The sequence below is a fragment of the Nocardioides sp. zg-DK7169 genome (genome assembly GCF_013155365.1).
Lineage (GTDB): Bacteria > Actinomycetota > Actinomycetes > Propionibacteriales > Nocardioidaceae > Nocardioides.
Window position 1 is genome coordinate 19,257 of sequence record NZ_JABJRA010000018.1, and the last position, 24,878, is coordinate 44,134.

Genomic DNA, 24,878 nt, shown 5'->3' on the forward strand with positions numbered 1-24,878 from the left:
GTCGCGGGGAGGCTACGAAGGTGGGGGGATGATGGGGGCATGAGCACCCACCCCCTCCGTCGTCCGCCGCGCGTCCCTGCGGCCGCGGGGCTCCTCCTCGCGGCGGCGCTCGCACTCGCGGGATGCGCGAACTCGCCCGGGGAGGTCGATCCGACCGGCGTCGACGAGCTGACCGTGCCCACGCCGTCGCCGGATCCGGACGACTTCGTCGACACCGTGGACAGCGAGTGGTTCCCGCTCGAGCCCGGCAGCGTGCAGCGCTGGCGGGTCCTCGGCGGTGCGGGCGGCGGGGTCCGGGTCGTCGTGGAGGAGGAGCCGCGCACGGTCGCGGGGGTCGAGGCGACGGTGGTGCGCACTCGGGCCACCATCGGCGAGGAGGCCCGGCCGCTCGGGTGGAGCACCGAGACGGAGCGCGACTACTTCGCCCAGGACGTCGACGGCAACGTGTGGTGGATGGGCCGCGAGGGGGTCTGGGAGGCCGGGGTCGACGGCGCGATGGCGGGCGTGTTCGTGCCCGCCGAGCCTCGCGTCGGCGACGGCTACCGGATGGCGCTGCTGGAGGGCGTGGTGGCGGACCGTGCGGAGGTCGTCGAGGTCGAGGACGACCTGGTCCGGCTCACGGTCTACGTCGCCGTCGAGGTCGACGCCCCCGAGGTGGTCCTCGGGACCGACGCCACCCAGGAGATCGTCCTCGAGCGCGGCATCGGCGCGACCCAGGTCGAGGTCGGCGTGGAGCGGCTCGAGCGGATCACTGACCCGGAGGCCTGACGTGGCTGGCGCCGTCCTCCGGCCACTCGTCGCTGCGCCCCGGGTCCGAGGCCGGGTCGACCGTCGGGTCGACCGGGTCCGCGGCCGGTCCGGCGGCGGACCCGGCCGCGGGACCGGCGCTCGCCTGCGCGGCGCCTGACCCCGCGCCCGTCCCCGAGCCCGTGCCTCCCTGCTGGGGAGCCGGCTGCTGGGCGGGGATCCACTGCTGGGCGTGCGGGTCCCACTGCCAGCCGTCCTGGATGATCGGCTCGGAGCTGTACTGCTGGCCCGCCGTGCCCTGCGCGACCGATGCGCCCTGGCCGCCCTGCCAGGCCTGGCCGGGGTCGCGGGCCGGGTCGTCCTGGCCGGTGACGGCGTGGGCGTCGGGCTGGTTCCACTGCTGCTGGAAGGAGTCCGAGCCGGCGCCGCGTGCGCGGGCCCGGGCGAACGCGAGCCCCGACCCGGGGACGGGCTCGGTGTCGCGGCCGAAGGCGAGCGGGTAGAGCAGCCCGGCGATGGCCGCGCCCACCAGCGGGGCGAGGATGAACAGCCACAGCTGGAGGATGGCGTCGCCGCCGGCGAACAGGGCCGGGCCGATCGAGCGGGCCGGGTTGACCGAGGTGCCGGTGGCGGGGATCGCGACGAGGTGGATCCCGACCAGCGCGATGCCGATCGCGAGCGGCGCGAGGGACGGGTGCTCGTAGCGGCCGTCGGTGACGGAGAGGATCACGGTCACGAAGATCGCGGTGAGCAGGATCTCCAGCAGCAGTGCCGCCCAGACGGCGTAGCCGCTGGTGTCGTCGCCGAAGAAGTTCTGCCCCATGTTGCCGGTGGCGTCGTAGCCCTCGAAGCCGTGCATCAGCACGAAGAGGCAGAACCCGGCGAGGATGGCGCCGAGCAGCTGGCCGCCGATGTACGTCGGCAGCTGCTGCCAGGCGACCCGGCCGCTCAGCGCGGCGCCGAGGCTGACGGCGGGGTTGAAGTGGCCACCGGAGATCCGGCCGAAGGCATACACCCCGACCAGCAGGGCGAGGCCGAAGGCGAGAGCGGTGCCGACGTAGTCGCCGCCGCTCATCACGGCTGCGCCGCAGCCGAAGAAGACAAGGATGAAGGTGCCGATCGTCTCGGCGACCAGCTTCTGCACGGTACTGGGCTCGTCGGTGACCAGACCTGCGTCCGGTCCGGGTGCGGGGGTGGCAGTCGTGTCAGTCATGCTGCTCCTCGAGACGGCCCCCGGCACGGCCGCGGGCGTGTCCAAGCACTCTAATCCCGCCGGGGCCGCGTTGCCGAGGGCATGGCCGGGTGCGAAGGTGAACGGGTCGGGGACGTCAGGTATCTTGACGTCAAGAAACATATCTCCCAGTGCTCAGGAGCAGCCGTTCATGGCCAAGATCATCTACACGCACACGGACGAGGCGCCGCTGCTCGCGACGTACTCCCTCCTGCCGATCATCCAGGCGTACGCCGGCAAGGCCGGCGTGGAGGTGGAGACCCGCGACATCTCGGTGGCCGCGCGCATCCTGGCCCAGTTCGGGCTCGCCGACGACGCCCTCGCCGAGCTCGGCGCGCTGGCGACGACGCCCGAGGCCAACATCATCAAGCTGCCCAACATCTCCGCCTCCGTCCCGCAGCTCAAGGCCGCGATCAAGGAGCTGCAGGAGCAGGGCTTCGACATCCCGGACTACCCGGAGAGCGCCACCTCCGAGCAGGACAAGGAGATCCGCGCCAAGTACGACAAGGTCAAGGGCTCCGCGGTCAACCCGGTCCTGCGCGAGGGCAACTCCGACCGTCGTGCGCCCGCCTCGGTGAAGAACTACGCCAAGGCCCACCCGCACCGCATGGGTGCCTGGAGCGCCGACTCCAAGACCAACGTCGCCACCATGGGCGAGCGTGACTTCTTCTCCAACGAGAAGTCCGTCGTGATCCCCACCGACGACAGCCTCACCATCAAGCTGGTCGGCACCGACGGCACCGAGACGGTCCTCAAGGACGGCGTGAAGGTGCTCGCCGGCGAGGTCGTCGACGCCACGTTCATGGACGTCGCCGCGCTGCGCAGCTTCCTCAAGGACCAGGTCGCCCGGGCCAAGGAGGAGGGCATCCTCTTCTCCGCCCACCTCAAGGCCACGATGATGAAGGTCTCCGACCCGATCATCTTCGGCCACGTGGTCGAGACCTTCCTGCCGGCCGTCTACGAGCAGTACGGCGAGCAGCTCGCCGCCGCGGGCATCTCCGCCAACGACGGCCTCGGCGCCGTCCTGGCCGCGGTCGACAAGCTCCCCGACGGCGAGGCCATCAAGGCGGCCGTCACGAAGGGCCTGGCCGAGGGCCCGGCGCTCGCGATGGTGGACTCCGACAAGGGCATCACCAACCTGCACGTCCCCAGCGACGTCATCATCGACGCCTCCATGCCGGCGATGATCCGCACCTCCGGCCACATGTGGGGTCCGGACGGCGAGGAGCACGACACCCTCGCGGTGATCCCGGACTCCTCCTACGCCGGCGTCTACCAGGCCGTGATCGACGACTGCCGCGCCAACGGCGCGCTCGACCCCGCCACCATGGGCTCGGTCCCGAACGTCGGCCTGATGGCCAAGGCGGCCGAGGAGTACGGCTCGCACGACAAGACCTTCGAGGTGCCGGCCGACGGCACCGTGCAGGTCGTCAACGGCGCCGGCGAGGTGCTGCTCAGCCACGAGGTCAAGGCCGGCGACATCTGGCGCGCCTGCCAGACCAAGGACGCCCCGATCCGCGACTGGGTCAAGCTGGCCGTCAGCCGCGCCCGCGCCACCGGCGTGCCGGCGATCTTCTGGCTCGACGAGAACCGCGCGCACGACGCCAACCTGATCGCGAAGATCAACGAGTACCTCCCCGAGCACGACACCGAGGGCCTCACCATCGAGATCATGGCGCCGGCCGCGGCCTGCACCTACTCCCTGGAGCGGATCCGCCAGGGCCTGGACACCATCTCGGTGACCGGCAACGTGCTGCGCGACTACAACACCGACCTGTTCCCGATCCTCGAGCTCGGCACGTCGGCGAAGATGCTCTCCGTCGTCCCGCTGATGAACGGCGGCGGCCTCTTCGAGACCGGCGCCGGCGGCTCGGCCCCCAAGCACGTGCAGCAGCTGGTCAAGGAGAACTACCTGCGCTGGGACAGCCTCGGCGAGTTCTTCGCCCTGGTGCCCTCCCTGGAGCTGTACGCCGAGCAGTCCGGCAAGCCCGGCGCCAAGGTGCTCGCCGCCGCGCTGGACCGCGCGACGGAGACCTTCCTCAACGAGGACAAGTCCCCGACGCGTCGCCTCGGCGGCATCGACAACCGTGGCTCGCACTTCTTCCTGGCGCTCTACTGGGCCCAGGAGCTGGCGAACCAGACCGAGGACGCCGACCTCGCGGCCGCGTTCAAGCCGCTGGCCGACAAGCTCAGCGCCGAGCAGGACACGATCGTGGCCGAGCTCAACGCGGTGCAGGGCAAGCCCGCCGACATCGGGGGCTACTACCGCCCCGACGACGCCAAGGCCGACGCGGTCATGCGCCCGAGCACGACCCTGAACGAGGCCCTCGCCTCGCTCTGATCCACCCGCTCCACCCGTAGGGGAGGTCCTCCGGCACCCAGGTGCCCCGGGGACCTCCCCTTCGTCGTTGCCGGCGTCCTGGACGGCTGCCCGACAAACCGGGTGAGAGATGTCGGCTCCACGACGTAGCGTGGATCGAGATGTCCGGGACCTTCCACGCCGCCGCACCCTCCGGCGCCACGACCGCCGATCCCACCGCTGCCCCGGTCGCTCCCGGTGGCCCCGGTGGCGCTGGCGGTCCCGGCCCCACGCTGGCCGCTCGCGCGCCCGAGGACCCGCGCCGGCACCTGGACTGGCGGCGCCTCAGCGGCCCGGTGGCCGGCGTGGCGCTGGTCGGATCGGCGCTCGCCGCCGTGGGCCAGGCGCTCGGGACCGTCGTGGCCGGCCGGCTCGCCGCGGATCCGACCGGCGCCCTCGTCGCGCTCCTGGCGGCGTGCGTGGTCGGGGCGGCGCTGCTCGACACCGCCGGGCGCACCGCCTGGGCCGGCGTCGTGGACCGCGCGGAGGGCCGGCTGCGCGCCGACCTGCTGGACGCCGCGCTGCACCAGCCGCTCGCCGCGCTGTCGGAGCAGGCGGTCGGCGAGGTGCTGGACCGCGTCGACGACGACACCCACGAGGTCGGCACGCTCGTACGTCGCCAGGTCTGGGACGCGATCCGCACCCTCTTCGCCTGCCTGCCGATGTGGATCGTGGCGGGCACGACCTGGTGGCCCGCGTGGCTGCTGTTCCCGCTCTTCGCGGCCGCCGCGATCTGGGTGGTGCGCCCGCTGCTCGGCGAGGTCGCGCGCCGCAAGGTGGTCGAGGAGATCGCCTGGACCGACCACGCCGCGGCGATGGAGGAGGGTGTCACCGGACGCGACGACCTGCGCACCAGCCTGGGCCAGGCCCACGTGCTGCGCCGCAGCGCCCGGCTCTCCGCGCGGGTGCACGAGCTGTTCGCGGCGGTGCTGGCGGTGGAGGCCCGCATCGCTCGGCGCGCCGGGGTGCTGCTGCACGCGCTGCTCGCGGCCGTCGGGGTGGTCGGCGTCGCGCTGGTCGTCGAGGGAGACCTCTCGGTCGCCCGCCTGGTGACGCTCTTCCTGGTCACCACCGCCTTCGTCGGCCAGATCGACCAGCTCGCCCAGCACCTGCCCGACCTCCAGGCCGGGGTCGGCGCGCTGATGCGGCTGCGCCAGCTGCTGGAGACCGAGCCGGAGCCCGTCGGCGGGCTTCCGGTGCCGCCCGGGCCGCTCGACCTGGAGCTGCGCGACCTGCACTTCGCCTATGCCGAGGGCACCTTCGCGCTGCGCGAGGTCGACCTGCAGGTCCCGGCCGGGCAGACCTGTGCGCTGGTGGGGCGCACCGGCTCGGGCAAGTCCACCCTCGCCGCCCTCGTCTCGCGCGCCGTCGACCCCGAGCCCGGCACCGTGCTGCTGGGCGGGGTGGACGTGCTCGACCTGGACCTGCAGCAGCTGCGTGCCGCCGTCGGCGTCGTCACCCAGCGCACCGAGATCCTCGCCGGCACCCTGGCCGAGAACATCACGCTCTTCGCCGACCTGCCCCGCGCGCGGGTGGAGGCGGCGATCGCCGAGCTCGGGCTCGGCGAATGGGTGGCCGGCCTGCCCGACGGGCTGGAGACCCGGCTCGGCCCCGATGGCACGACGCTGTCGGCGGGGGAGGAGCAGCTGGTCGCCTTCGCCCGCCTGCTGGTGCGCGAGGTCTCCGTGGTCATCCTCGACGAGGCGACCGCCCGGATGGACCCGCTGACCGAGGCCCGGGTGGTCCGCGCCGCCGACCGCCTCCTGACCGGGCGCACCGGCCTGCTGGTCGCGCACCGGCTCTCCAGCACCGCCCGGGCCGACCTGGTCGCCGTGCTCGGCGGCGGCCGCGTGCTGCAGCAGGGGCCCCGCGCCCGGCTCGCGGCCGAGGCCGGCCCGTTCCGCACCCTGCTCGAGGCCGGCGGCACCGAGGAGGCCGCGCCCGAGCAGACCCCCGAGCACCCGGCCCCGCCCGCCGCGCCGGCCGGCGCGGTCGGCGGCGTACGACGCTCCGGGCCGCCGCCGGCGCTGCGCGAGCCCCACGAGGGCCCCAGCCTGACCAGGGGAATCTGGCACGCGCTGGTGGTGCAGCCGCAGTGGGGCCTCGCCGGCGCCGGGCTGTTCGTCCTGCTCGCGATGGTGGGCGCGTACGGCGCCGTCACCGGCTGGATCTGGGGCCACCTGGTGCAGGACCTGCGCGACGGCGCGGCGCCGTGGGGGCTGACCACCGCGCTCACGGTCTCCCTGATCGCCTCGCCGCTGCTGCTCGCGGAGGCGTTCCGGCGCTACCCGCGCTGGTGGGTGGAGGTCCTGCTGCGGGTGCGGATGGCGGTGCTCGCCGGCCAGACCGAGCAGCGTCGGCTGCGGCGCACCCCGCCCGGAGAGGTGGTCGCCCGGGCGATGGACGCGGACCGGTTCGCGCGCTACGCCGACCGCTGGGTCGACGTGCTCACCGGCCTCCTGCTGGTCGTGGTCACCGCGGCCGCCAGCGTCAACCTGCTGGCCGGCGGCGTGCTGCTCGCCGTCATGGCCGCCTCCGCGCTGGCCTCCATGCTGGGACGCCCCGTCGCCGGCCGCTCCGCGACGGCGTCGTCGGCCGCACGCGCCGGGTTCGGCCGCTCCCTGGTGTCGGCGCTGGAGTCGGCCCGCACCGTCAAGCTCGCCGCGGCGACCCCGGCCGTGCACGCCCACCTGCGTCGTGTCGACGGTGGGCGGGTGGACGCGGCCGTGCGCGAGCACCGCGTCCAGGCCCTGCTCGACGGCGTCCCGGTCGTGCTGGTGCAATGCGGCGTCGTCGCCGCGTGGGGCGTCCTGGTCCTCGACGGCTGGGACCTGGCCACCGCGCTGATGGTCGCCAACGTCGTCAACGGGTTCGGCTGGTTCGGCCGGGTGGCGGGGGCCGTGATCACCGAGGCGCCGGGCACCCGCTCCTGGCAGCAGGAGACCACCCGGCTGGCCGGCGGCGGCGACCTGATGGACCTGCCGCCCGGCATCGACCTGGTCACCGGCGCCGCGCCCGACCCGCAGCCCGCGACCCGGATGCCGCTGCGCGAGCTGGAGCTGCGCGACCTCTCCGCCGTCCACGACGACGGCACCCGCGGCGTGGTCGGGGTCGACCTCACCGTCCGCGCCGGCGAGCTGGTGCTCCTGCTCGGGCAGGTCGGGTCAGGCAAGTCCAGCCTGCTGGCCGCGCTCGCCGGGCTGGTCGAGCACACCGGGCAGCTGCGCTGGAACGGCGTCGAGGTCGACGACCCCGAGTCGTTCCTGCGCCCCGGCCAGGTCGCCCACGTCGCCCAGGTGCCGCGCGTGCTCTCCGGGACCTTCGCCGACAACGTCCGACTCGGCCACGAGCGCCACCTCGACCGGGCCGTCGTCGACGCCCGCCTCGGCCAGGACGTGGACGCCGCGGGCGGCCCGGACGCCGTCGTCGGCCACCGCGGCGTCCGGCTGTCCGGCGGCCAGGTGCAGCGGCTCGCCCTGGCCCGCGCGCTGGCCGCCGACGCCGAGCTGCTGCTCGCCGACGACGTCTCCAGCGCCCTCGACGCCGCCACCGAGATCGAGCTGTGGGCGGGCCTGCGCGAGCGGGGGACCACCGTCCTGGGGGCGACCTCGAAGCGCGCCGCGCTGGAGCAGGCCGACCGGGTCGTCGTGCTCGTCGACGGGGAGGTGCGCGCCGTCGGCCCGTGGGCGGGGCTCGCCGGGCGCTGGGGGCACCTGGCCGGCTGACCCGGGCGGGGCGCGAGCAGTCCGACGGCCGCTCGCAGGAGGCTGCGTCAGCTCGTCGGCAGGGTGCGCAGCAGGTAGCGCTCGGCCTCGCCGGACTGCTCGGCGAGGTCGCCCAGCAGGGAGGAGGCGGCCGCGCCGTCCGTGGCGGCGTCCGGTGAGCGCCGTTCGGAGCCGTACTCGGCGCGGAGCATCTCGACGGCCCGGGCCAGCGCCGCGTCGTCGAGGGAGCCGGCGTCGGCGGCGATCGTGGACAGGTCGCGCAGGCCGGACTGGAGCCGGTCGAGCTCGGCGAGCTGGCGGTCGTCGAGGCGCTCGCGGTCGGGGACGAGCTCGTCCTGCTTCTGGGCGGCGTCGCGCTGCAGCGCGATGAGCTGCGGCACCGACCGGGTGGACCCGCTGGACGCTGCGCGCAGTACCGCGGCGGTCGCCTCCGCGGCGGACTCGACGCGGTCGCGCAGCGGCGCGGGCCGGAACGCCGGCACGACGGCGAAGCCCAGGATCAGCCCGCCCGCGACGGCGCAGGCGGTCAGCGCGGTGTACTGCACGAGCAACTCGCCAGCGTCGAGGTCGCGGGTGACCGCGTTGAACCCGACGCTGACGACGACCATGAACCCGGCGCCGAGCGCGGGGCGAGTGATGATGTACCACAGGCCCAGGGCCAGCGAGACCGCCGCGATCGCGGTCAGGTAGCGCTCCGGGACGGCCAGCAGGATCACCGCGACGGCGGCGGACCCGGCGACGAGGCCGAGGATCTTGTTGCGCGCCTTGCCGAGGGTGTCGCGCCAGCTCGCCTGGAGGATGCCGAAGGTCGTCAGCAGCACCGTGCTCACCAGGGGGTCCCCGGGCTCCAGGGTCGCGGTGATCGCGAGCATGACCAGCAGCCCGAACGCCGTGCGGAACGCGTGCCGCACCTGGATCGAGCGCAGCCGGGCGGAGGGGTGCAGCACCGCGTCGCGGAAGTCGTGCCGGGTCCCGCGGTCGAGGTCCACGCGGGTCGTGTCGCGGTGGCGGACCGCCCGCGCGACGGCGTCCAGGGCGTCGGAGGCCGGGCCCGCCGGTGCGGCGGCGGTGGCCGTGGCGGTGCCGGTGGCGGAGCTGGCGGGGCTGCTGGTGGAGGGGCTGTCGGCCGGGGCGTCGCTCCGGTCCGCGAGGTGGCGCGGGGGGACGTGCTTGGCACGCAGCTGGTCGGCCAGGTCCTCGGCCCGCGCGTGCAGGGCGTCGGCAGCGCCGTCGGTGTCCGCGCCGGACGTGGTGACCGTGCCGACACGCAGCGCGAGCCGGTAGCGCGAGGCGGCCTCGAGCGCGGTGCCCAGCCAGCGCTGCCGGCCGTCGCTGAGCCAGGTGTCGAACGCGGTCGCGGTGGCCTCCGCGGGGTCGTCGGTCACGAGGACGTCGGCGACCTTCTCCCGGGTGGGCTTCGAGGGGTCGGAGATGCCCAGCAGCACGCGTACCAGCAGCGCCACCGCGACGCCGGCGAGCGCCGCCGCGATCACCTGCTGGTGGTCCGTCGCCCCCCGGGTGGCGTAGGCATAGGCGTAGAGCGTGGTCATGCCGAGACCGAGGCCGCCGTTGGCGAACCGGGGGCCCCGCAGCGGGAGCAGGCCGGCGACGAAGATGATCACGACGACGAGGGCGATCGCAGCGGGACGCGACACGTCGGAGAGCAGCCGGGGAACCACCGCGCCGAAGACCAGGAGCGGACCCATCAGCGCCGCCGTCCGCAGGTCGGCGCGCAGTGGACCGCCCATGAAGGCCACCAGGGAGAACATGCCCACCATGCCGCCGATGATCCCGGCGGGACCGGCGTCGAAGGCGTCGGCGACCATCACCGCCGGCACGACCACGATCGCCATCAGGAGGATCAGCACCGGGCTGCCGCCCGGCCGCTTGGGTCGTGCCACCTGCGCCGGCTGCTGCGCCGTTTCCTGCGCCGAGTCCTGTGAGGAGGTGTCGGTGTCGCGTGCGTCGCTCATGTCCCCTCCCGAGGCGGAGGCACCCTATGGGTGAAGTGTAGGTCCGTGTGACACACGCCACGGCGCTCCCGGCGGCCGCTGCCTCGTTCGGGCCGCGCGGGCGGAATAGGTCCCTGCGCGTGAGCCGTTGAGACTGGGTGCCCGTGGATCACTCACCCGTCAGCGCCGCGCCCGACGATCTCGACCGGGAGCGGCCCGCGTCCGCCGTCCGCGTCGGCCTGGCGATCCTGGCCCTGGCGATGGGCGGCTTCACGATCGGCACCACCGAGTTCGTGACGATGGGCCTCCTGCCCCAGGTCGCCGACGGCGTCGGCGTCTCGATCCCGACGGCCGGCCACACGATCTCCGCCTACGCCCTGGGGGTCGTGATCGGTGCGCCGGTGCTGGCCTACTTCGGCGCGACCTGGCCCCGGCGTGCATTGCTGCTGTGGCTGATGGCGGCGTACGCCGTGTTCAACCTGCTCAGCGCGGCCGCGCCCACCTACGAGGTGCTGGCCGCGGCGCGCTTCCTCGACGGGCTGCCGCACGGCATCTACTTCGGCGTCGCCTCGCTGGTGGCCGCCAGCCTGGTGCCCCCCGAGCGCACCGGCCGCGCGGTCGCGTCGGTCATGCTCGGGCTCTCGGTCGCCAACGTGGTCGGCGTCCCCGCGGCCACCTGGCTGGGCCAGGTCCTCGGCTGGCGCGCGGCGTACGTCGTGGCGGCGGTGCTGGCCGCCCTGACGGTCGCGATGGTGCGGGCCTTCGTGCCCGCCCGCCCCGGCGACCCGGAGGCCACCGGGCGCCGCGAGCTGAGCGCGTTCGGGCGCCCGCAGGTGTGGCTGACCCTCGCGGCCGGCGCGGTCGGCTTCGGCGGGATGTTCGCGGTGTACTCCTACATCGCCCCGACGGTCACCGAGGTCGGTGGCCTCGGCGAGGGCACGGTCCCGCTCTTCCTGCTCGCCTTCGGCCTCGGCATGGTCGCGGGCACCTGGGCCGCCGGCGAGCTGGCCGGCTGGTCGGTGTTCGGGTCGCTGTTCATCGGCGCGATCGGCACCGGCGTGGTGATGGTGCTGTTCTTCCTCGCCGCTCCGCACGGCTGGTGGGCGCTGCCGGTGGTGTTCGCGATCACCGCCCTCGGCTCGGTGCTGGTGGTCAACCTCCAGCTGCGGCTGATGGACGTCGCGGGGGAGGCACGCACCCTCGGCGCGGCCATGAACCACGCCTCCCTCAACGCCGCCAACGCGCTCGGCGCCTGGAGCGGCGGCCTGGTGATCGCGGCCGGCCACGGCTACCGCTCCACGGCACTGGTCGGGTTGGGCTTCAGCGTCCTCGGCGTCGCGGTGCTGCTCTGGTCGGCGCTGTGGCAGCGCTCCAGCGACGCCCGGCAGCGCACCGCTCAGGCCTGAGGCCCCCCGGCACGACCCCGCGACGACCCCGCGACGACCCCGGCTCGACCCGGCCGCACGCGACGTCGGACACACGCCCACGCCCCGGTCCGCGGCCACGCGGGTCCATCGGCGAGAATCGGGGTGTGTCCACCACTCCCACCGCCCGCCCCCGGGTCCTCTCCGGGATCCAGCCGACCGCCGACTCCTTCCACTTCGGCAACTATCTCGGCGCGTTGCGGCAGTGGGTCGTGCTCCAGGACGAGTACGAGCCGTTCTTCTTCATCGCCGACCAGCACGCGATCACCGTCGAGCAGGACCCCAAGGTGCTGCGGGAGCGCTCGCTGCGCGCGGCCGCCCAGCTGCTGGCCGCCGGGGTGGACCCGGAGAAGTCGGCGATCTTCATGCAGTCCCACGTGCCCGCGCACGCCCAGCTGGGCTGGGTGCTGCAGTGCATCACCGGCTTCGGCGAGGCCCGCCGGATGACCCAGTTCAAGGACAAGTCGGCCAAGGGCGGCGAGGGCGCGGCGAGCGTCGGGCTGTTCACCTACCCGGTCCTGATGGCGGCCGACATCCTGCTCTACCGGCCGGCGTACGTCCCGGTGGGGGAGGACCAGCGCCAGCACCTCGAGCTCACCCGCGACCTCGCACAGCGCTTCAACAGCCGCTACAAGAAGACCTTCCGGCTCCCGGACCCCTACATCATCAAGGAGACCGCGAAGATCGCGGACCTCCAGGACCCGACCCGCAAGATGTCGAAGTCCGCGTCCTCGCCCGCCGGCATCATCGAGATGCTCGACGAGCCGAAGGTGAGCGCCAAGAAGATCCGCTCCGCGGTGACCGACTCCGAGGCCGAGGTCCGCTTCGACCCCGAGCAGAAGCCGGGCGTCTCGAACCTGCTCACCATCTACTCCGCGCTCACCGGCGAGGACGTCGAGAAGATCGCGGACCGCTACGCCGGCCGCGGGTACGGCGACCTGAAGTCCGACCTCGCGGACGTCGTGGTCGACTTCGTGACCCCCTTCCGCGACCGCACCCTCGAGCTGGTGGAGCACCGCGACCACCTCACCCAGGTGCTGCGCGCCGGTGCCGAGCGCGCCGCGGAGGTCGCCGAGCGCACCCTGGCCGACGTCTACGACAGGGTCGGTTTCGTCGCTCCCTGACCGACCGGCCCGTCCACCGGCTCCGCGAGCCGGCCAGTAGTCTCGACGCAGAAGGGGGTGGCGCATGCCGACCATCGGTGTGGCGGTCGCGATCCCGGAGCCCTGGGGGACCCAGCTCCAGGAATACCGGATGGCCGTGGGGGACACCACGGCAACCATGATCCCGACCCACATCACGTTGGTGCCTCCCACCGAGATCCCCGACGACGGGCTCCGTGCCGTGGAGGACCACCTGGCGTCCGTGGCGGCCGGGTCCCCGCCGTACCACGTCCACCTGCGCGGCACCGGAACCTTCCGCCCGGTCTCGCCGGTGGTCTTCGTGATGCTCGCCGAGGGGATCTCCTCGTGCGAGCAGCTGGCCGCCGGCGTCCGCAGCGGCCCGCTCTCGGTGGAGCTGGACTTCCCCTACCACCCGCACGTGACGGTGGCCCACCACCTCGACGACGAGCGGCTCGACCAGGCCTTCCACGAGCTGGCCGGCTTCGAGTGCCGCTTCGAGGTGGACCGCTTCCACCTCTACGTGCACGACGCCACGGCGGGCTGGCAGCCCACCCGCGAGTTCGTGCTGGCCGACGGCGTCTCCGCGGAAGACTGAGCGGTGCCAGCGGGGCCGGCGGCGGCCGTCACCGGGCGCCTGGACGCGCTGCGCGCGCGCCGCCCGCTGCTCGACCACGTGGTGCGCATGCAGGAGCACTACAACGCGGTGAGGGCCACCCAGCAGGCCGGGGCGGTCACCTACTTCGCCTTCCTGTCCTTCTTCCCGCTGCTCGCCCTCGCAGTGTTCGTGGTCGGCCGGATCACGGTCTTCTACCCCGACGCGGACACGGCCCTGCGCGACGCCATCGACGCGGTGATCCCCGGGATGATCGGGCCTGGGCGCCACCAGATCTCCCTGGACGACATCCGCACCTTCTCCGGGATCGCGGCGACCGTCGGCATCGCCGGCGTGCTGTACGCCGGCCTGGGCTGGGTCTCCGCGCTGCGCCGGGCGCTCGCGGTCGTCTTCGAGGTCCCCGAGGGGCGGCAGCCCGGGTTCGTGGCCGGCAAGCTGCGCGACCTGTTCGCGCTGGTCGTCCTGGGTGCCGTGCTCTTCGTCGGCGTCGCCGTCACCGGTCTCGTCTCCGGGTTCTCCGACAACGTCCTGGACTGGCTGGGGCTGAGCCGCGAGCTCGGCTGGGTGGTCCGTCTGCTCACCGTCGCGCTCGGGCTCCTCGCCGGCGTGCTCGTCTTCTTCTTGATGTTCCGGCTGCTGGCCGACCCGGCGGCGCCGACGAGGTCACTGTGGTCGGGCGCCCTGCTCGGCGCGCTCGCCTTCGAGGTGCTCAAGCAGGCCTCCGGGCTGCTGCTCGGCTCCACGAAGGGGCAGCCGGCGTTCCAGGCCTTCGGGATCGCGCTGATCCTGCTGGTCTGGATGAACTACACCTCACGCGTCGTGCTGTACGGCGCGTGCTGGGCCTGGACCACCCCCCAGGCCCGCGCCCGGCGCCTCGTGGAGCCCGTGGACCCCGTGCAGGGTCCGCGGATGCCGAGCCGCGAGGAGGCCGGGTCCACCGATCCCGCCCGACCCACCCGGGTCGCGGCGTTCATCGCCGGGGCCGCCACCGCGGCGCTGCTCCGTCGTCTGGTCCACCGGAAGGAAACGTAAGTGAAGTTCGAGCGCAAGCACGCCGTCCTGCTGCTCGCGGTTGCCGCCTGGAACGTCTTCTCGTTCGGCAACTTCGCGCGCAACCTTGCCAACGCCTGGTCCTCGGGGGAGGAGCGGGCCACCGGCTACTGGGTCGCCCACACCGTCCTGATCGTCGTCAACTTCGTCATCGCGGGGCTGCTCGGCTCCCTCGGCGTGAAGGCGCTGCGCGCGACCAAGCGCTGAGCCGCGGCTCCCGCGCAGGCCGAACCCCGGAACGCAGCACAGCGGGCCGGTGACCACCGAGGTGGTCCCCGGCCCGCTGTGTGCGCTGGGGTGCTCTGGGTCGAGCGTCAGCGGCCCTGGGCGATGGCCGTGCGCAGGTCCTTGTTGAGCTGGGAGATCACGTCGAGCGGGATCTCCTTGGGGCACGCGGAGGTGCACTCGCCGATGTTGGTGCAGCCGCCGAAGCCCTCCGCGTCGTGCTGGGCGACCATGTCGACCACGCGGGAGTAGCGCTCCGGCTGGCCCTGCGGGAGCTCGCCGAGGGCGGTGATCTTCGCACCCATGAACAGCGACGCCGAGCCGTTGGGGCACGCCGCCACGCAGGCGCCGCAGCCGATGCAGGTGGCGACGTTGAAGGCGCGCATCGCCTTGTCACGCGGCGCGGGCACCGAGTTGGCCTCGGGGGCCGAGCCGGTGTTCGCCGAGATGTAGCCGCCGGACTGGATGATCCGGTCGAAGGCGGAGCGGTCCACGATCAGGTCCTTGAGGACCGGGAACGGGTCCGCACGCCACGGCTCGATGGTGATCGTCTCGCCGTCGCTGAACGAGCGCATGTGCAGCTGGCAGGTCGTGGTGACCTCCGGGCCGTGCGCCTCGCCGTTGATCATCAGCGAGCAGGTGCCGCAGATGCCCTCGCGGCAGTCGGAGTCGAACGCCACCGGCTCCTGACCCGAGGTGACGAGCTGCTCGTTGAGCAGGTCGAGCATCTCGAGGAACGACATGTCCTGCGACACGCCATCGAGCTCGTAGGTGTGCATCGCCCCTGCGGCCGACGCGTTCTCCTGGCGCCAGATCTTGAGGGTGAGCTTCACTTGTAGGACCTCTGCTTCATTTCGATGGCGGTGTAGATCAGGTCTTCCTTGTGCAGGACCGGCGCGCCGTCCTCGCCGCCCCATTCCCAGGCCGCGACGTAGGCGAACTCCTCGTCGTGGCGCATGGCCTCGCCGTCGTCGGTCTGCGACTCGGCGCGGAAGTGGCCGCCGCACGACTCGCGACGGTTGAGGGCGTCGATGCACATGAGCTCGCCGAGCTCGATGAAGTCGGCCACGCGGCCGGCCTTCTCGAGGTCCTGGTTGAGCGACTCGCCGGAGCCGAGCACGCGCACGTTGCTCCAGAACTCCTTCTTCAGGTCGCGGATCAGGCCGATCGCACGGATCAGGCCCTCCTTGGTCCGCTCCATGCCGCAGTACTCCCACATGATCGTGCCGAGCTCCTTGTGGAAGGACTCGACCGAGCGGGAACCGTTGATGGAGAGGAACTTGTCGATGCGCTCCTGCACCGACTCGCGCGCCTCGACGACCGCCGGGTGGGACTCGTCGATCGCCTCGAAGGGACCGTCCGCGAGGTAGTCGCGGATGGTGTTCGGCAGCACGAAGTAGCCGTCGGCCAGGCCCTGCATCAGCGCCGAGGCGCCGAGGCGGTTGGCGCCGTGGTCGGAGAAGTTGGCCTCACCGGTCACGAACAGGCCGGGGATGCTCGACTGGAGCTCGTAGTCGACCCACAGGCCGCCCATGACGTAGTGCACGGCGGGGTAGATGCGCATCGGCACCTCGTAGGGGTTCTCACCCGTGATCCGCGCGTACATGTCGAGGAGGTTGTCGTACTTCTCCTCGACCTTGTCGCGGCCGAGGCGACGGATCGCGTCGGTCAGGTCGAGGTAGACGCCGCGACGGACGAGCTTCTCCTCGCCGTTGGGTCCGACCTCCTTGACCGTCGGGCCGACACCGCGGCCCTCGTCGCACATGTACTTCGCCGCACGCGAGGCGATGTCGCGGGGGACCAGGTTGCCGAACGCCGGGTAGATCCGCTCCAGGAAGTAGTCGCGGTCCTCCTCGGGGATGTCGCGCGGGTCCTTCTCGCAGTCCTCGGCCTTCTTCGGCACCCAGACGCGACCGTCGTTGCGCAGCGACTCCGACATCAGGGTCAGCTTCGACTGGTGGTCGCCGGTGACCGGGATGCAGGTGGGGTGGATCTGCGTGTAGCAGGGGTTCGCCATGTAGGCGCCCTTGCGGTGCGCACGCCACGACGCGGTGACGTTGGAGCCCATCGCGTTGGTGGAGAGGTAGAAGACGTTGCCGTAGCCGCCGGTCGCCAGGACGACGACGTCGGCGATGTGGGTCTCGATCGCGCCCGTGACCATGTCGCGGGCGATGATGCCGCGGGCCTTGCCGTCGGCGACGACGACCTCGAGCATCTCGTGGCGGGTGAACTGCTCCACGGTGCCCTCGGCGACCTGGCGCTCGAGCGCCTGGTAGGCGCCGAGCAGCAGCTGCTGACCGGTCTGGCCGCGGGCGTAGAACGTGCGGGACACCTGCACGCCGCCGAAGGAGCGGTTGTCGAGCAGGCCGCCGTACTCGCGGGCGAACGGGACGCCCTGCGCGACGCACTGGTCGATGATGTTCGCGCTCTCCTCGGCCAGGCGGTAGACGTTGGACTCGCGGGCGCGGTAGTCGCCGCCCTTGACCGTGTCGTAGAAGAGGCGGTACGTGGAGTCGCCGTCCTCCTTGTAGTTCTTCGCCGCGTTGATGCCGCCCTGGGCCGCGATCGAGTGCGCGCGGCGCGGGGAGTCCTGGTAGCAGAAGACCTTGACGTTGTAGCCGGCCTCGCCGAGCGTCGCCGCGGCCGCGCCACCGGCGAGGCCGGTGCCGACGATGATCACGTTGAGCTTGCGGCGGTTGGCCGGGTTGACCAGCCGGTTCTCGAACTTGCGCGTGGTCCAGCGCTCGGCGATCGGGCCGGTCGGCGCCTTGGGGTCGACGAGCTTGTCGCCGAGGACGTAGAAGCCGGCGGCGTCGTCGGACTTCTGGACCGGCGCCTCGTTGGTCGGCGTCAGGCCGGGAAGGAAGTGAACGGAAGCCATGTCTGGGTGACCCTTACTTGGTGATGACGCCGAAGAGCGTGAAGAGCGGGACCAGCGAGAAGCCGCCGGCGATGACCACCGCGACGACCCAGCCGGCCATCCGCGCACGGGCCCGGGAGGTGGCGGTGTTGGTGAAGCCGAGCGTCTGCAGCGCGCTGAAGGTGCCGTGGTGGAGGTGCATGCCGAGGGCCAGCATCGCGGCCAGGTAGATGAGGGTCATCCACCACAGGTCGAAGGACTCCACCATCAGGTTGTACGGGTCGTTGGTCTCGCCGCCGGCGGGGTTCACCTTGCCGATCGTGAAGTGGATGAGGTGCCAGATGACGAAGAACAGGATCGCCAGGCCGCCCCAGCGCATGGTGCGCGAGGAGAGCGAGGAGCCCTTGTTCTTCTTCACCTCGTACTTCACCGTGCGCGCGTTGTTCGCGCGCCGCCACAGGGCAGCTGCACTGCCGACGTGCACCACGAGCGCCAGGATCAGGACCACGCGCATGATCCACAGGAAGCCCTCGTAGGGGAGCATCGGCTCCCCGAACTCCCGGAGGTGGTGCGCGTAGCTGTTGTAGGCGTCGTGGCCAGCGAAGGCCTTGAGGTTGCCGTACATGTGCGCGAGCACATAGCCGATGAAGACGATGCCGCTGACCGCCATGGCCAGCTTGAGGGCGATCGTGGAGCGCGTCGCGCGCGCTCCCTTGACGAGAGTCGGGGTTGCCACGGCAGCACGGTACCGCTCGAAACGGGTCCAGATGGACCCCGGGACTGTGACAAATGCCCGGTTACCGCCGAGTATCGGTAAGTAAGGTAAGCCTAACCCGAAAAGATCCCCCCGTCACGTCACCTTGAGCAACGGGCGTGTCGCGCCGGGGGTTCCCGCGCGAAGGGCCCGTGGACACCGTCGTACCCCCGGCGACCGGGCGCGGCGTGTGTCTCGCACGCGCCGAGCGGATCGGGTCCCGGTGGCCGGGACGGCCCCCGGAGCGGGTCGGCGCGGTCTGGGCGGCCCGCCGCACGGGGGAGTGCGGAGCCGGGTCTGGTCCGTCACAGTGGGACACCGGGGGTGTGCCCGACGCGCTGCACTACCTATGGTTCGCACCATGAATCCCGACACGACCGTCGAGGGCGGGCTCGAGGAGCCCACCGAGCTGGAGCCGGAGCAGGGCTCGCTCGACCTCGCCGACCCCGAGGACCGTGCCACGGTCGCCGACTGGGAGGCCGCCACCGCCGCGGTCCTTCGCAAGTCGCGACGCCTGAGCGAGGAGGACCCCGACACGGCCGTGTGGGACCGCCTCACTCGTACGACGCTGGACGGGATCGGCATCACGCCGCTCGGCACCCCGCAGCTCCTCGACGCGCTGAGCACCGCCGGGCGGCCCTCGCGTGCCGGTGCCTGGGACGTGCGCGCCCACCTGGGCTCCGGCCCGGACAAGGCGCGCAACGAGGCCGCGCGCGTCGACCTGGACGGCGGTGTGACCTCCCTGTGGGTGCAGGTCGACGCCGACACCGACCTGGCGACCCTGCTCGACGGGGTGCTGCTCGACCTCGCCGCGGTCGTCCTGGACGCCGCGGAGCCGGTCGCGGCGGCGCGGTCCTTCCTCTCCCTGCTGGGTGACACCGCCCCGGCGGCGGGCACCAACCTCGGCATCGGCGCCGACGCGGCGGAGGAGGACCTCGTCGAGGTCGCCCGGCTGGCCCGCGACGCCGGCGTGCTCGGTGTCGTCGTCGACGCCACCGCCGTGCACGACCGCGGCGCCTCCGACGTCCAGGAGCTCGCCCGCTCCCTGGCCCTCGGCGTGCGTGCGCTGCGGGTCCTGACCGACGCCGGGTTCGGCGTCGACGAGGCGGCCTCGCTGCTGGAGTTCCGCTACGCCGCCACCGACGAGCAGTTCCCCAGCATCGCCAAGCTGCGCGCCGCGCGCCGGCTGTGGGCGCGGGTGCTGGAGCTCAGCGCCGCCGAGACCGCCACGCAGCGCCAGCACGTGGTGACCAGCCGGCCGATGATGAGCCGCTACGACCCCTACGTGAACATGCTGCGCACCACCGTCGCCGCGTTCGCCGCGGGCGTCGGTGGCGCCGACGCCGTCACCGTGCTGCCCTTCGACGCCCCCCTCGGGCGCCCCGAGGCGTTCGGCCGCCGGATCGCGCGCAACACCTCCCACCTGCTGATCGAGGAGTCCCACGTCGCCGCGGTCGCCGACCCGGCCGGCGGCGCGTACGCCGTCGAGAAGCTCACCGACGACCTCGCCGTCGCGGCCTGGGAGCTGTTCGGCCGCCTCGAGGACGGTGCGTCGCTCGACGAGCTCATCGAGGAGACCGTCGCGCGCCGCGAGGCCGAGGTGGCCCGGCGCAAGCGCCCGATCACCGGCGTGAGCGAGTTCCCGCACCTCGCCGAGGAGCTCCCGCAGCGCGAGGCCGACGGCGGCTTCGACGGCGTCCGCTCCTACGGCGCGAGCTTCGAGGCGCTGCGCGACGCCCCGCCCGCCCGGCCGGTCTTCCTGGCCACCCTCGGCACCGTCGCCTCGCACACCGCCCGTGCGACGTTCGCGAGCAACCTGTTCGCCGCCGGCGGGATCGCCGTCGAGATCGCCGGCCCGACCGCGGACCCCGAGGCCCTCGCCGCGGCGTACTCCGCCTCGAGCGGCAGCCCGGTGGTCTGCCTGGCCGGCAGCGACGCGACCTACGCCGAGTGGGCCCCGGCCGCGATCGAGGCGCTGCGCGCCGCGGGCGCGACGCGGGTCCTCATCGCCGGCAAGCCGATCGACGGCCTGACCGACGACTCCTGCGCGGTGGGCGTCGACGCCCTCGCGTTCCTCACCCGCACCCGGGAGGCACTGGCATGAGTGTTCCGAAGTCCTTCTCCGGCCTCGCGCTGTCGGGCGACGCGCCCGTCCGCGACGCCGGCACGCCCGCCTCCGGCGCGGCCTGGACCGCCCCCGAGGGCATCGAGATCAAGGCCTCCTACGGCCCCGACGACATCGCCGGCCTCGACGCGCTCGACACCTTCCCGGGCCTGAGCCCGTTCCTGCGCGGGCCGTACCCGACGATGTACACCACCCAGCCCTGGACCATCCGCCAGTACGCCGGGTTCTCGACCGCCGAGGAGTCCAACGCCTTCTACCGCCGCAACCTCGCGGCCGGCCAGAAGGGGCTCTCGGTCGCCTTCGACCTCGCCACCCACCGCGGCTACGACTCCGACCACCCGCGGGTGCGCGGCGACGTCGGCATGGCCGGCGTGGCGATCGACTCGATCTACGACACCCGCACCCTCTTCGACGGCATCCCGCTCGACGAGATGTCGGTGTCGATGACCATGAACGGCGCCGTGCTGCCGGTCCTGGCGCTCTACATCGCGGCGGCCGAGGAGCAGGGGGTGAAGCCGGAACAGCTCGCGGGGACGATCCAGAACGACATCCTCAAGGAGTTCATGGTCCGCAACACCTACATCTACCCGCCGGCGCCGTCGATGCGGATCATCTCCGACATCTTCGCCTTCACCAGCCAGCGGATGCCGCGGTTCAACTCGATCTCGATCTCCGGCTACCACATGCAGGAGGCCGGGGCGACCGCCGACCTCGAGCTCGCCTACACCCTCGCCGACGGCGTGGAGTACATCCGCGCCGGCCTGGAGAGCGGCCTGACCATCGACCAGTTCGCGCCCCGCCTGAGCTTCTTCTGGGCGATCGGCATGAACTTCTACATGGAGGTCGCGAAGATGCGGGCGGCCCGGGCCCTGTGGTCCCGCCTGGTGCGCCAGTTCGACCCGAAGAACCCCAAGTCGCTGAGCCTGCGCACGCACAGCCAGACCTCCGGCTGGTCGCTCACCGCGCAGGACGTGTTCAACAACGTCGGGCGCACCGCGATCGAGGCGATGGCCGCGACCCAGGGCCACACCCAGTCGCTGCACACCAACGCCCTCGACGAGGCGATCGCGCTGCCGACGGACTTCTCGGCCCGCATCGCGCGCAACACCCAGCTGCTGCTCCAGCAGGAGTCCGGCACCACCGGCACCATCGACCCGTGGGCCGGCTCCTACTACGTCGAGCGCCTCACCCACGACCTCGCGGAGCGCGCCTGGGCGCACATCCAGGAGGCGGAGAACGCCGGCGGCATGGCCAAGGCCATCGAGCAGGGCATCCCGAAGATGCGCATCGAGGAGGCCGCGGCCCGCACCCAGGCGCGGATCGACTCCGGCGCGCAGGCCGTGATCGGCGTCAACACCTACCGGCTGGCGGCCGAGGACAAGCTCGACGTGCTGCGCGTCGACAACGACGAGGTCTACCGCGCCCAGATCGCCAAGCTCGAGCGGCTGCGCGCCGAGCGCGACGACGCCGAGGTCACCCGCACCCTGGAGCACCTGACCAACGCCGCCGAGCGCGGCGCCGGCCAGGGCCTCGAGGGCAACCTGCTCGGGCTGGCCGTCGACGCCGCCCGCGCGAAGGCCACCGTCGGGGAGATCTCGGAGGCGCTGGAGAAGGTCTACGGGCGCCACCAGGCGGTGATCCGTACCATCAGCGGCGTGTTCCGTGAGACCGCCAGCGCCGCCGGTGACAGCAAGCTCGACGAGGTCCTCGCCGCCACCGCGGCCTTCGAGGAGGCCGAGGGGCGCCGCCCGCGCATCCTGGTCGCCAAGATGGGCCAGGACGGCCACGACCGCGGTCAGAAGGTGATCGTCTCGGCGTTCGCCGACATGGGCTTCACCGTCGACGTGGGTCCGCTGTTCTCGACCCCCGAGGAGGTCGCCCAGCAGGCGATCGACGCGGACGTCCACATCGTCGGCGTCTCCTCCCTGGCCGCCGGGCACCTCGCCCTGCTGCCCGCGCTCAAGCAGGCGCTGGCCGACCAGGGCCGCCCCGAGATCATGGTCGTCATCGGCGGCGTCATCCCGCCCGACGACGTGCCGACGCTGCTGGAGATGGGCGCGGCCGCCGTGTTCCTGCCCGGCACCGTGATCGCGGACTCGGCGCTCGACCTGCTCGCCAAGCTGCGCAGCGACGGCTGAGGGGCGAGACACCTCCTCGATGAGCGTCCCCGACCTCGACGTCCTGCTCGACGGCATCCGCGCGGGTCAGCGCGCCATGGCGGCGCGAGCGATCACGCTCGTGGAGTCCCGGCGCGCCGACCACCGCGCGGCGGCCCGTGAGCTGCTCGCGCGGCTCTCCGAGGACGCCTCCGCGGTCCCCGCCGTACGGGTGGGGATCTCGGGGGTGCCCGGGGTCGGCAAGTCGACCTTCATCGAGACCCTCGGCAGCCGGCTGACCGCGCGCGGGCACCGGGTCGGCGTCCTGGCCGTCGACCCCTCCAGCGTGCGCACCGGCGGCTCGGTGCTCGGCGACAAGACCCGGATGCCCACGCTGTCGGTCGACCCGAACGCCTTCATCCGGCCCTCGCCGTCCGCGGGCACCCTCGGCGGCGTCGCGGCGGCCACGTCGCAGGCGATGAGCGTGCTCGAGGGGGCGGGGTACGACGTCGTGCTCGTCGAGACCGTCGGGGTCGGCCAGTCCGAGATCACCGTGGCCGGCATGGTCGACACGTTCCTCTTCCTCACCCTCGCGCGCACCGGCGACCAGCTCCAGGGCATCAAGAAGGGGATCCTGGAGATCGCCGACGTGATCGCGGTCAACAAGGCCGACGCCGAGGGCTCCGGGGGAGTGGACCGCGAGGCCGAGGCCCGCGGCGCGGCTCGCGAGCTGGCCGGGGCGATGCGGATGGTGCGCGGCCCCCAGGAGTGGGCCCCGCCGGTGGTCACCTGCTCGGGCCTCACCGGCACCGGCGTCGACGACGTGTGGGACCGGGTGCTGGCCCATCGCGACCACCTCGGCCGCGACGGGCTGCTCGCCAAGCGCGCCCAGCAGCAGCTGGACTTCACCTGGACGCTGGTGCGCGACCAGCTCGACGAACGGCTGCGCCGCTCGCCCGGCGTCGCCGCGATCCGCGACCAGGTCGCCGCCGACGTGCTCGGCGGCCGGCTCGGCGCACCGGCAGCGGCGGACCTGCTGCTCGGGGCGTACGACGCGGACCCGCGTGCCTGAGGGCGCGGGCACCGCTCGCCGCCGGGGCGTGGGGCCGGTCACCCGCACGCTGCCCACGTCGCGTACGTCTCAGGTCCCTGCCGCCCAGGTCGTCTAGGCTCGCCCTGATGCCCGCGGACAGCCCCACCCCGACCGACCCGACCACCAGCGCACTCCTCACCGACGCCGTCGACCAGCATCTCGAGGACCTGATCGCGCTCCGCCGGGACCTGCACGCGCACCCTGAGCTGTCGTGGCGCGAGACCCGCACCACCGCGCTGGTGGCCGACGCGGTCGAGCGGATGGGCTGGCAGGTCACGCGGCTGCCGCGCACCGGCCTGGTCGCCGACCTGGGCGACACCGGCCCGATCGTGGCGCTGCGCGCCGACCTCGACGCGCTCCCGGTCCCGGACCTGACCGACGACCCGTGGGTCAGCACCGTCGAGGGCGTCGCCCACGCTTGCGGGCACGACATCCACATCACCGCAGTCCTCGGCGCCGCCCGCGCCCTCGCCGCGGTGCACGCGGCCGGCCGGCTGCCCGGGCGGGTGCGCCTGCTCTTCCAGCCGGCCGAGGAGGTCATGCCCGGCGGCGCGCTGACGCTGCTGGAGTTCGGTGCCCTGAGCGGGGTCTCCCGCGTCTTCGGCCTGCACTGCGACCCCAGCCTCGACGTCGGCCACATCGGCCTGCGCGAGGGCCCGATCACGGGCGCGGCCGACCACCTCCAGGTGGAGCTCTCCGGCTCCGGCGGGCACACCTCGCGCCCGCACCTCACCGAGGACCTCACCTTCGCCCTGGGCAAGGTCGTCACCGAGCTGCCCGCGATCCTCTCGCGGCGCCTGGACCCGCGCGCCGGGGTCAGCGTGGTCTGGGGCGTGCTCCAGGCCGGCTCCGCGCACAACGTGGTTCCCAGCACCGGCTGGCTCGGCGGCACCGTGCGGATGCTCGACGCCATCGCCTGGTCCGAGGCCGAGAAGCTGGTGCCGGTGCTGATCGAGCAGATCGTCGCGCCGTACGGCGTGCGCGCCGACGTGGACTACCGCCGCGGCGTCCCGCCGGTCGTCAACGAGGCCCGCTCCATCGCCCTGCTCTCCTCGGGCACCGGGACGGTCCTCGGGGCCGGCGGCGCCGTGGTCACCCAGCAGAGCCTCGGCGGCGAGGACTTCGGCTGGTACCTCGACCACCTGCCCGGCGCCATGATGCGCCTGGGCACCCGCACGCCCGGCGGCCCGACGTACGACCTGCACCAGGGCGACCTGCGCGTCGACGAGCGCGCCGTCGCCATCGGCGCCAAGATCCTCGCCCACACGGCGTGCTCCGCCCTCGCCGACCTCGCCTGACCCCCACCCTCCTCGCCGAGTCGGCCCGAATGGTGTGCCGAGTCGGCCCGAATGGCGCGCCGAGTCGGCCCTTCTGGCGAGCCAGGTCTCGGCGAGGTCAACCGGTGTTAGCAACGGTCAGGCTGCTGGCCGGTTGGCCAGCAGCTGGTCCAGCGCTTGGGCTGGGGTCCGCATGTCGAGGGTAGGACGTGGTCGTGCGTTG

At 73.0% G+C, this 24,878-nt stretch carries 17 protein-coding genes; 12 read left to right on the forward strand and 5 right to left on the reverse strand.

The window, feature by feature from the left end:
* The first annotated feature begins 39 nt into the window (after positions 1-39).
* Positions 40-768 carry a hypothetical protein gene (locus tag HOQ23_RS19970; RefSeq protein WP_172217305.1) on the forward strand — a complete coding sequence of 243 codons (729 nt, stop codon included), beginning with the start codon at positions 40-42 and terminating at the stop codon, positions 766-768.
* Here the strand turns inward: HOQ23_RS19970 and HOQ23_RS19975 are convergent.
* Complete coding sequence (locus HOQ23_RS19975) at positions 749-1,960, reverse strand: MIP/aquaporin family protein (protein WP_172217307.1); 1,212 nt, start codon at positions 1,958-1,960, stop codon at positions 749-751. The genes HOQ23_RS19970 and HOQ23_RS19975 overlap by 20 nt on opposite strands.
* A gap of 169 nt (positions 1,961-2,129) precedes the next feature.
* Between HOQ23_RS19975 and HOQ23_RS19980 the strand changes: the two genes are divergently transcribed.
* On the forward strand, positions 2,130-4,319 hold the full coding sequence (locus HOQ23_RS19980; RefSeq protein ID WP_172217309.1) for an NADP-dependent isocitrate dehydrogenase: 2,190 nt from the start codon (positions 2,130-2,132) through the stop codon (positions 4,317-4,319).
* 140 nt (positions 4,320-4,459) lie between these two features.
* The gene (locus HOQ23_RS19985) at positions 4,460-8,062 is read left to right on the forward strand and encodes an ABC transporter ATP-binding protein (RefSeq protein WP_172217311.1); all 3,603 of its coding nucleotides are present in this window, start codon (positions 4,460-4,462) and stop codon (positions 8,060-8,062) included.
* A gap of 47 nt (positions 8,063-8,109) precedes the next feature.
* Here the strand turns inward: HOQ23_RS19985 and HOQ23_RS19990 are convergent, their stop codons facing one another.
* Complete coding sequence (locus HOQ23_RS19990) at positions 8,110-10,035, reverse strand: hypothetical protein (protein ID WP_172217314.1); 1,926 nt, start codon at positions 10,033-10,035, stop codon at positions 8,110-8,112.
* Positions 10,036-10,178: 143 nt separating this feature from the next.
* Between HOQ23_RS19990 and HOQ23_RS19995 the strand changes: the two genes are divergently transcribed.
* The 5 genes from HOQ23_RS19995 (at position 10,179) to HOQ23_RS20015 (ending at position 14,432) form a co-directional block, all read left to right on the forward strand.
* Positions 10,179-11,420 carry an MFS transporter gene (locus HOQ23_RS19995; protein WP_367650596.1) on the forward strand — a complete coding sequence of 414 codons (1,242 nt, stop codon included), beginning with the start codon at positions 10,179-10,181 and terminating at the stop codon, positions 11,418-11,420.
* A gap of 125 nt (positions 11,421-11,545) precedes the next feature.
* Entirely contained in the window at positions 11,546-12,562 is a 1,017-nt protein-coding gene (trpS, locus tag HOQ23_RS20000) for a tryptophan--tRNA ligase (RefSeq protein WP_367650597.1), read from the forward strand.
* 64 nt (positions 12,563-12,626) lie between these two features.
* Positions 12,627-13,157 (forward strand): 2'-5' RNA ligase family protein, encoded by a 531-nt coding sequence (locus tag HOQ23_RS20005; RefSeq protein ID WP_172217316.1) that lies wholly within the window; start codon positions 12,627-12,629, stop codon positions 13,155-13,157.
* Positions 13,158-13,160: 3 nt separating this feature from the next.
* On the forward strand, positions 13,161-14,207 hold the full coding sequence (locus HOQ23_RS20010) for a YihY/virulence factor BrkB family protein (protein WP_367650598.1): 1,047 nt from the start codon (positions 13,161-13,163) through the stop codon (positions 14,205-14,207).
* Positions 14,208-14,432 (forward strand): SCO4848 family membrane protein, encoded by a 225-nt coding sequence (locus HOQ23_RS20015; RefSeq protein WP_172217318.1) that lies wholly within the window; start codon positions 14,208-14,210, stop codon positions 14,430-14,432.
* Between the two features lie 107 nt (positions 14,433-14,539).
* On the opposite strand, the gene HOQ23_RS20020 is transcribed toward HOQ23_RS20015, so the two are convergent.
* Genes HOQ23_RS20020 through HOQ23_RS20030 form a run of 3 tightly spaced genes read right to left on the reverse strand, consistent with a single transcriptional unit; the run spans position 14,540 to position 18,046 of the window.
* On the reverse strand, positions 14,540-15,283 hold the full coding sequence (locus tag HOQ23_RS20020) for a succinate dehydrogenase/fumarate reductase iron-sulfur subunit (RefSeq protein WP_172217320.1): 744 nt from the start codon (positions 15,281-15,283) through the stop codon (positions 14,540-14,542).
* Positions 15,280-17,331, reverse strand: coding sequence for a fumarate reductase/succinate dehydrogenase flavoprotein subunit (locus HOQ23_RS20025; RefSeq protein WP_172217322.1), 2,052 nt, complete (start codon positions 17,329-17,331; stop codon positions 15,280-15,282). The genes HOQ23_RS20020 and HOQ23_RS20025 overlap by 4 nt, the downstream gene beginning before the upstream one ends.
* 13 nt (positions 17,332-17,344) lie before the next feature.
* Positions 17,345-18,046 carry a succinate dehydrogenase cytochrome b subunit gene (locus HOQ23_RS20030; protein WP_172217324.1) on the reverse strand — a complete coding sequence of 234 codons (702 nt, stop codon included), beginning with the start codon at positions 18,044-18,046 and terminating at the stop codon, positions 17,345-17,347.
* Between the two features lie 379 nt (positions 18,047-18,425).
* On the opposite strand from HOQ23_RS20030, the gene HOQ23_RS20035 reads away from it, so the two are divergent.
* The 4 genes from HOQ23_RS20035 to HOQ23_RS20050 all read left to right on the forward strand — a co-directional run bounded on the left by HOQ23_RS20035 (position 18,426) and on the right by HOQ23_RS20050 (position 24,676).
* Positions 18,426-20,168 (forward strand): methylmalonyl-CoA mutase family protein, encoded by a 1,743-nt coding sequence (locus tag HOQ23_RS20035; RefSeq protein WP_172217326.1) that lies wholly within the window; start codon positions 18,426-18,428, stop codon positions 20,166-20,168.
* Positions 20,165-22,327: a methylmalonyl-CoA mutase gene (scpA, locus tag HOQ23_RS20040; RefSeq protein ID WP_172217328.1), complete on the forward strand. Its 2,163-nt coding sequence runs from the start codon at positions 20,165-20,167 to the stop codon at positions 22,325-22,327. The genes HOQ23_RS20035 and scpA overlap by 4 nt, the downstream gene beginning before the upstream one ends.
* A 19-nt stretch (positions 22,328-22,346) precedes the next feature.
* Entirely contained in the window at positions 22,347-23,357 is a 1,011-nt protein-coding gene (gene meaB, locus HOQ23_RS20045; RefSeq protein ID WP_172217330.1) for a methylmalonyl Co-A mutase-associated GTPase MeaB, read from the forward strand.
* Positions 23,358-23,464: 107 nt separating this feature from the next.
* Entirely contained in the window at positions 23,465-24,676 is a 1,212-nt protein-coding gene (locus HOQ23_RS20050) for an amidohydrolase (RefSeq protein ID WP_172217332.1), read from the forward strand.
* The last annotated feature ends 202 nt before the right edge of the window (positions 24,677-24,878 follow it).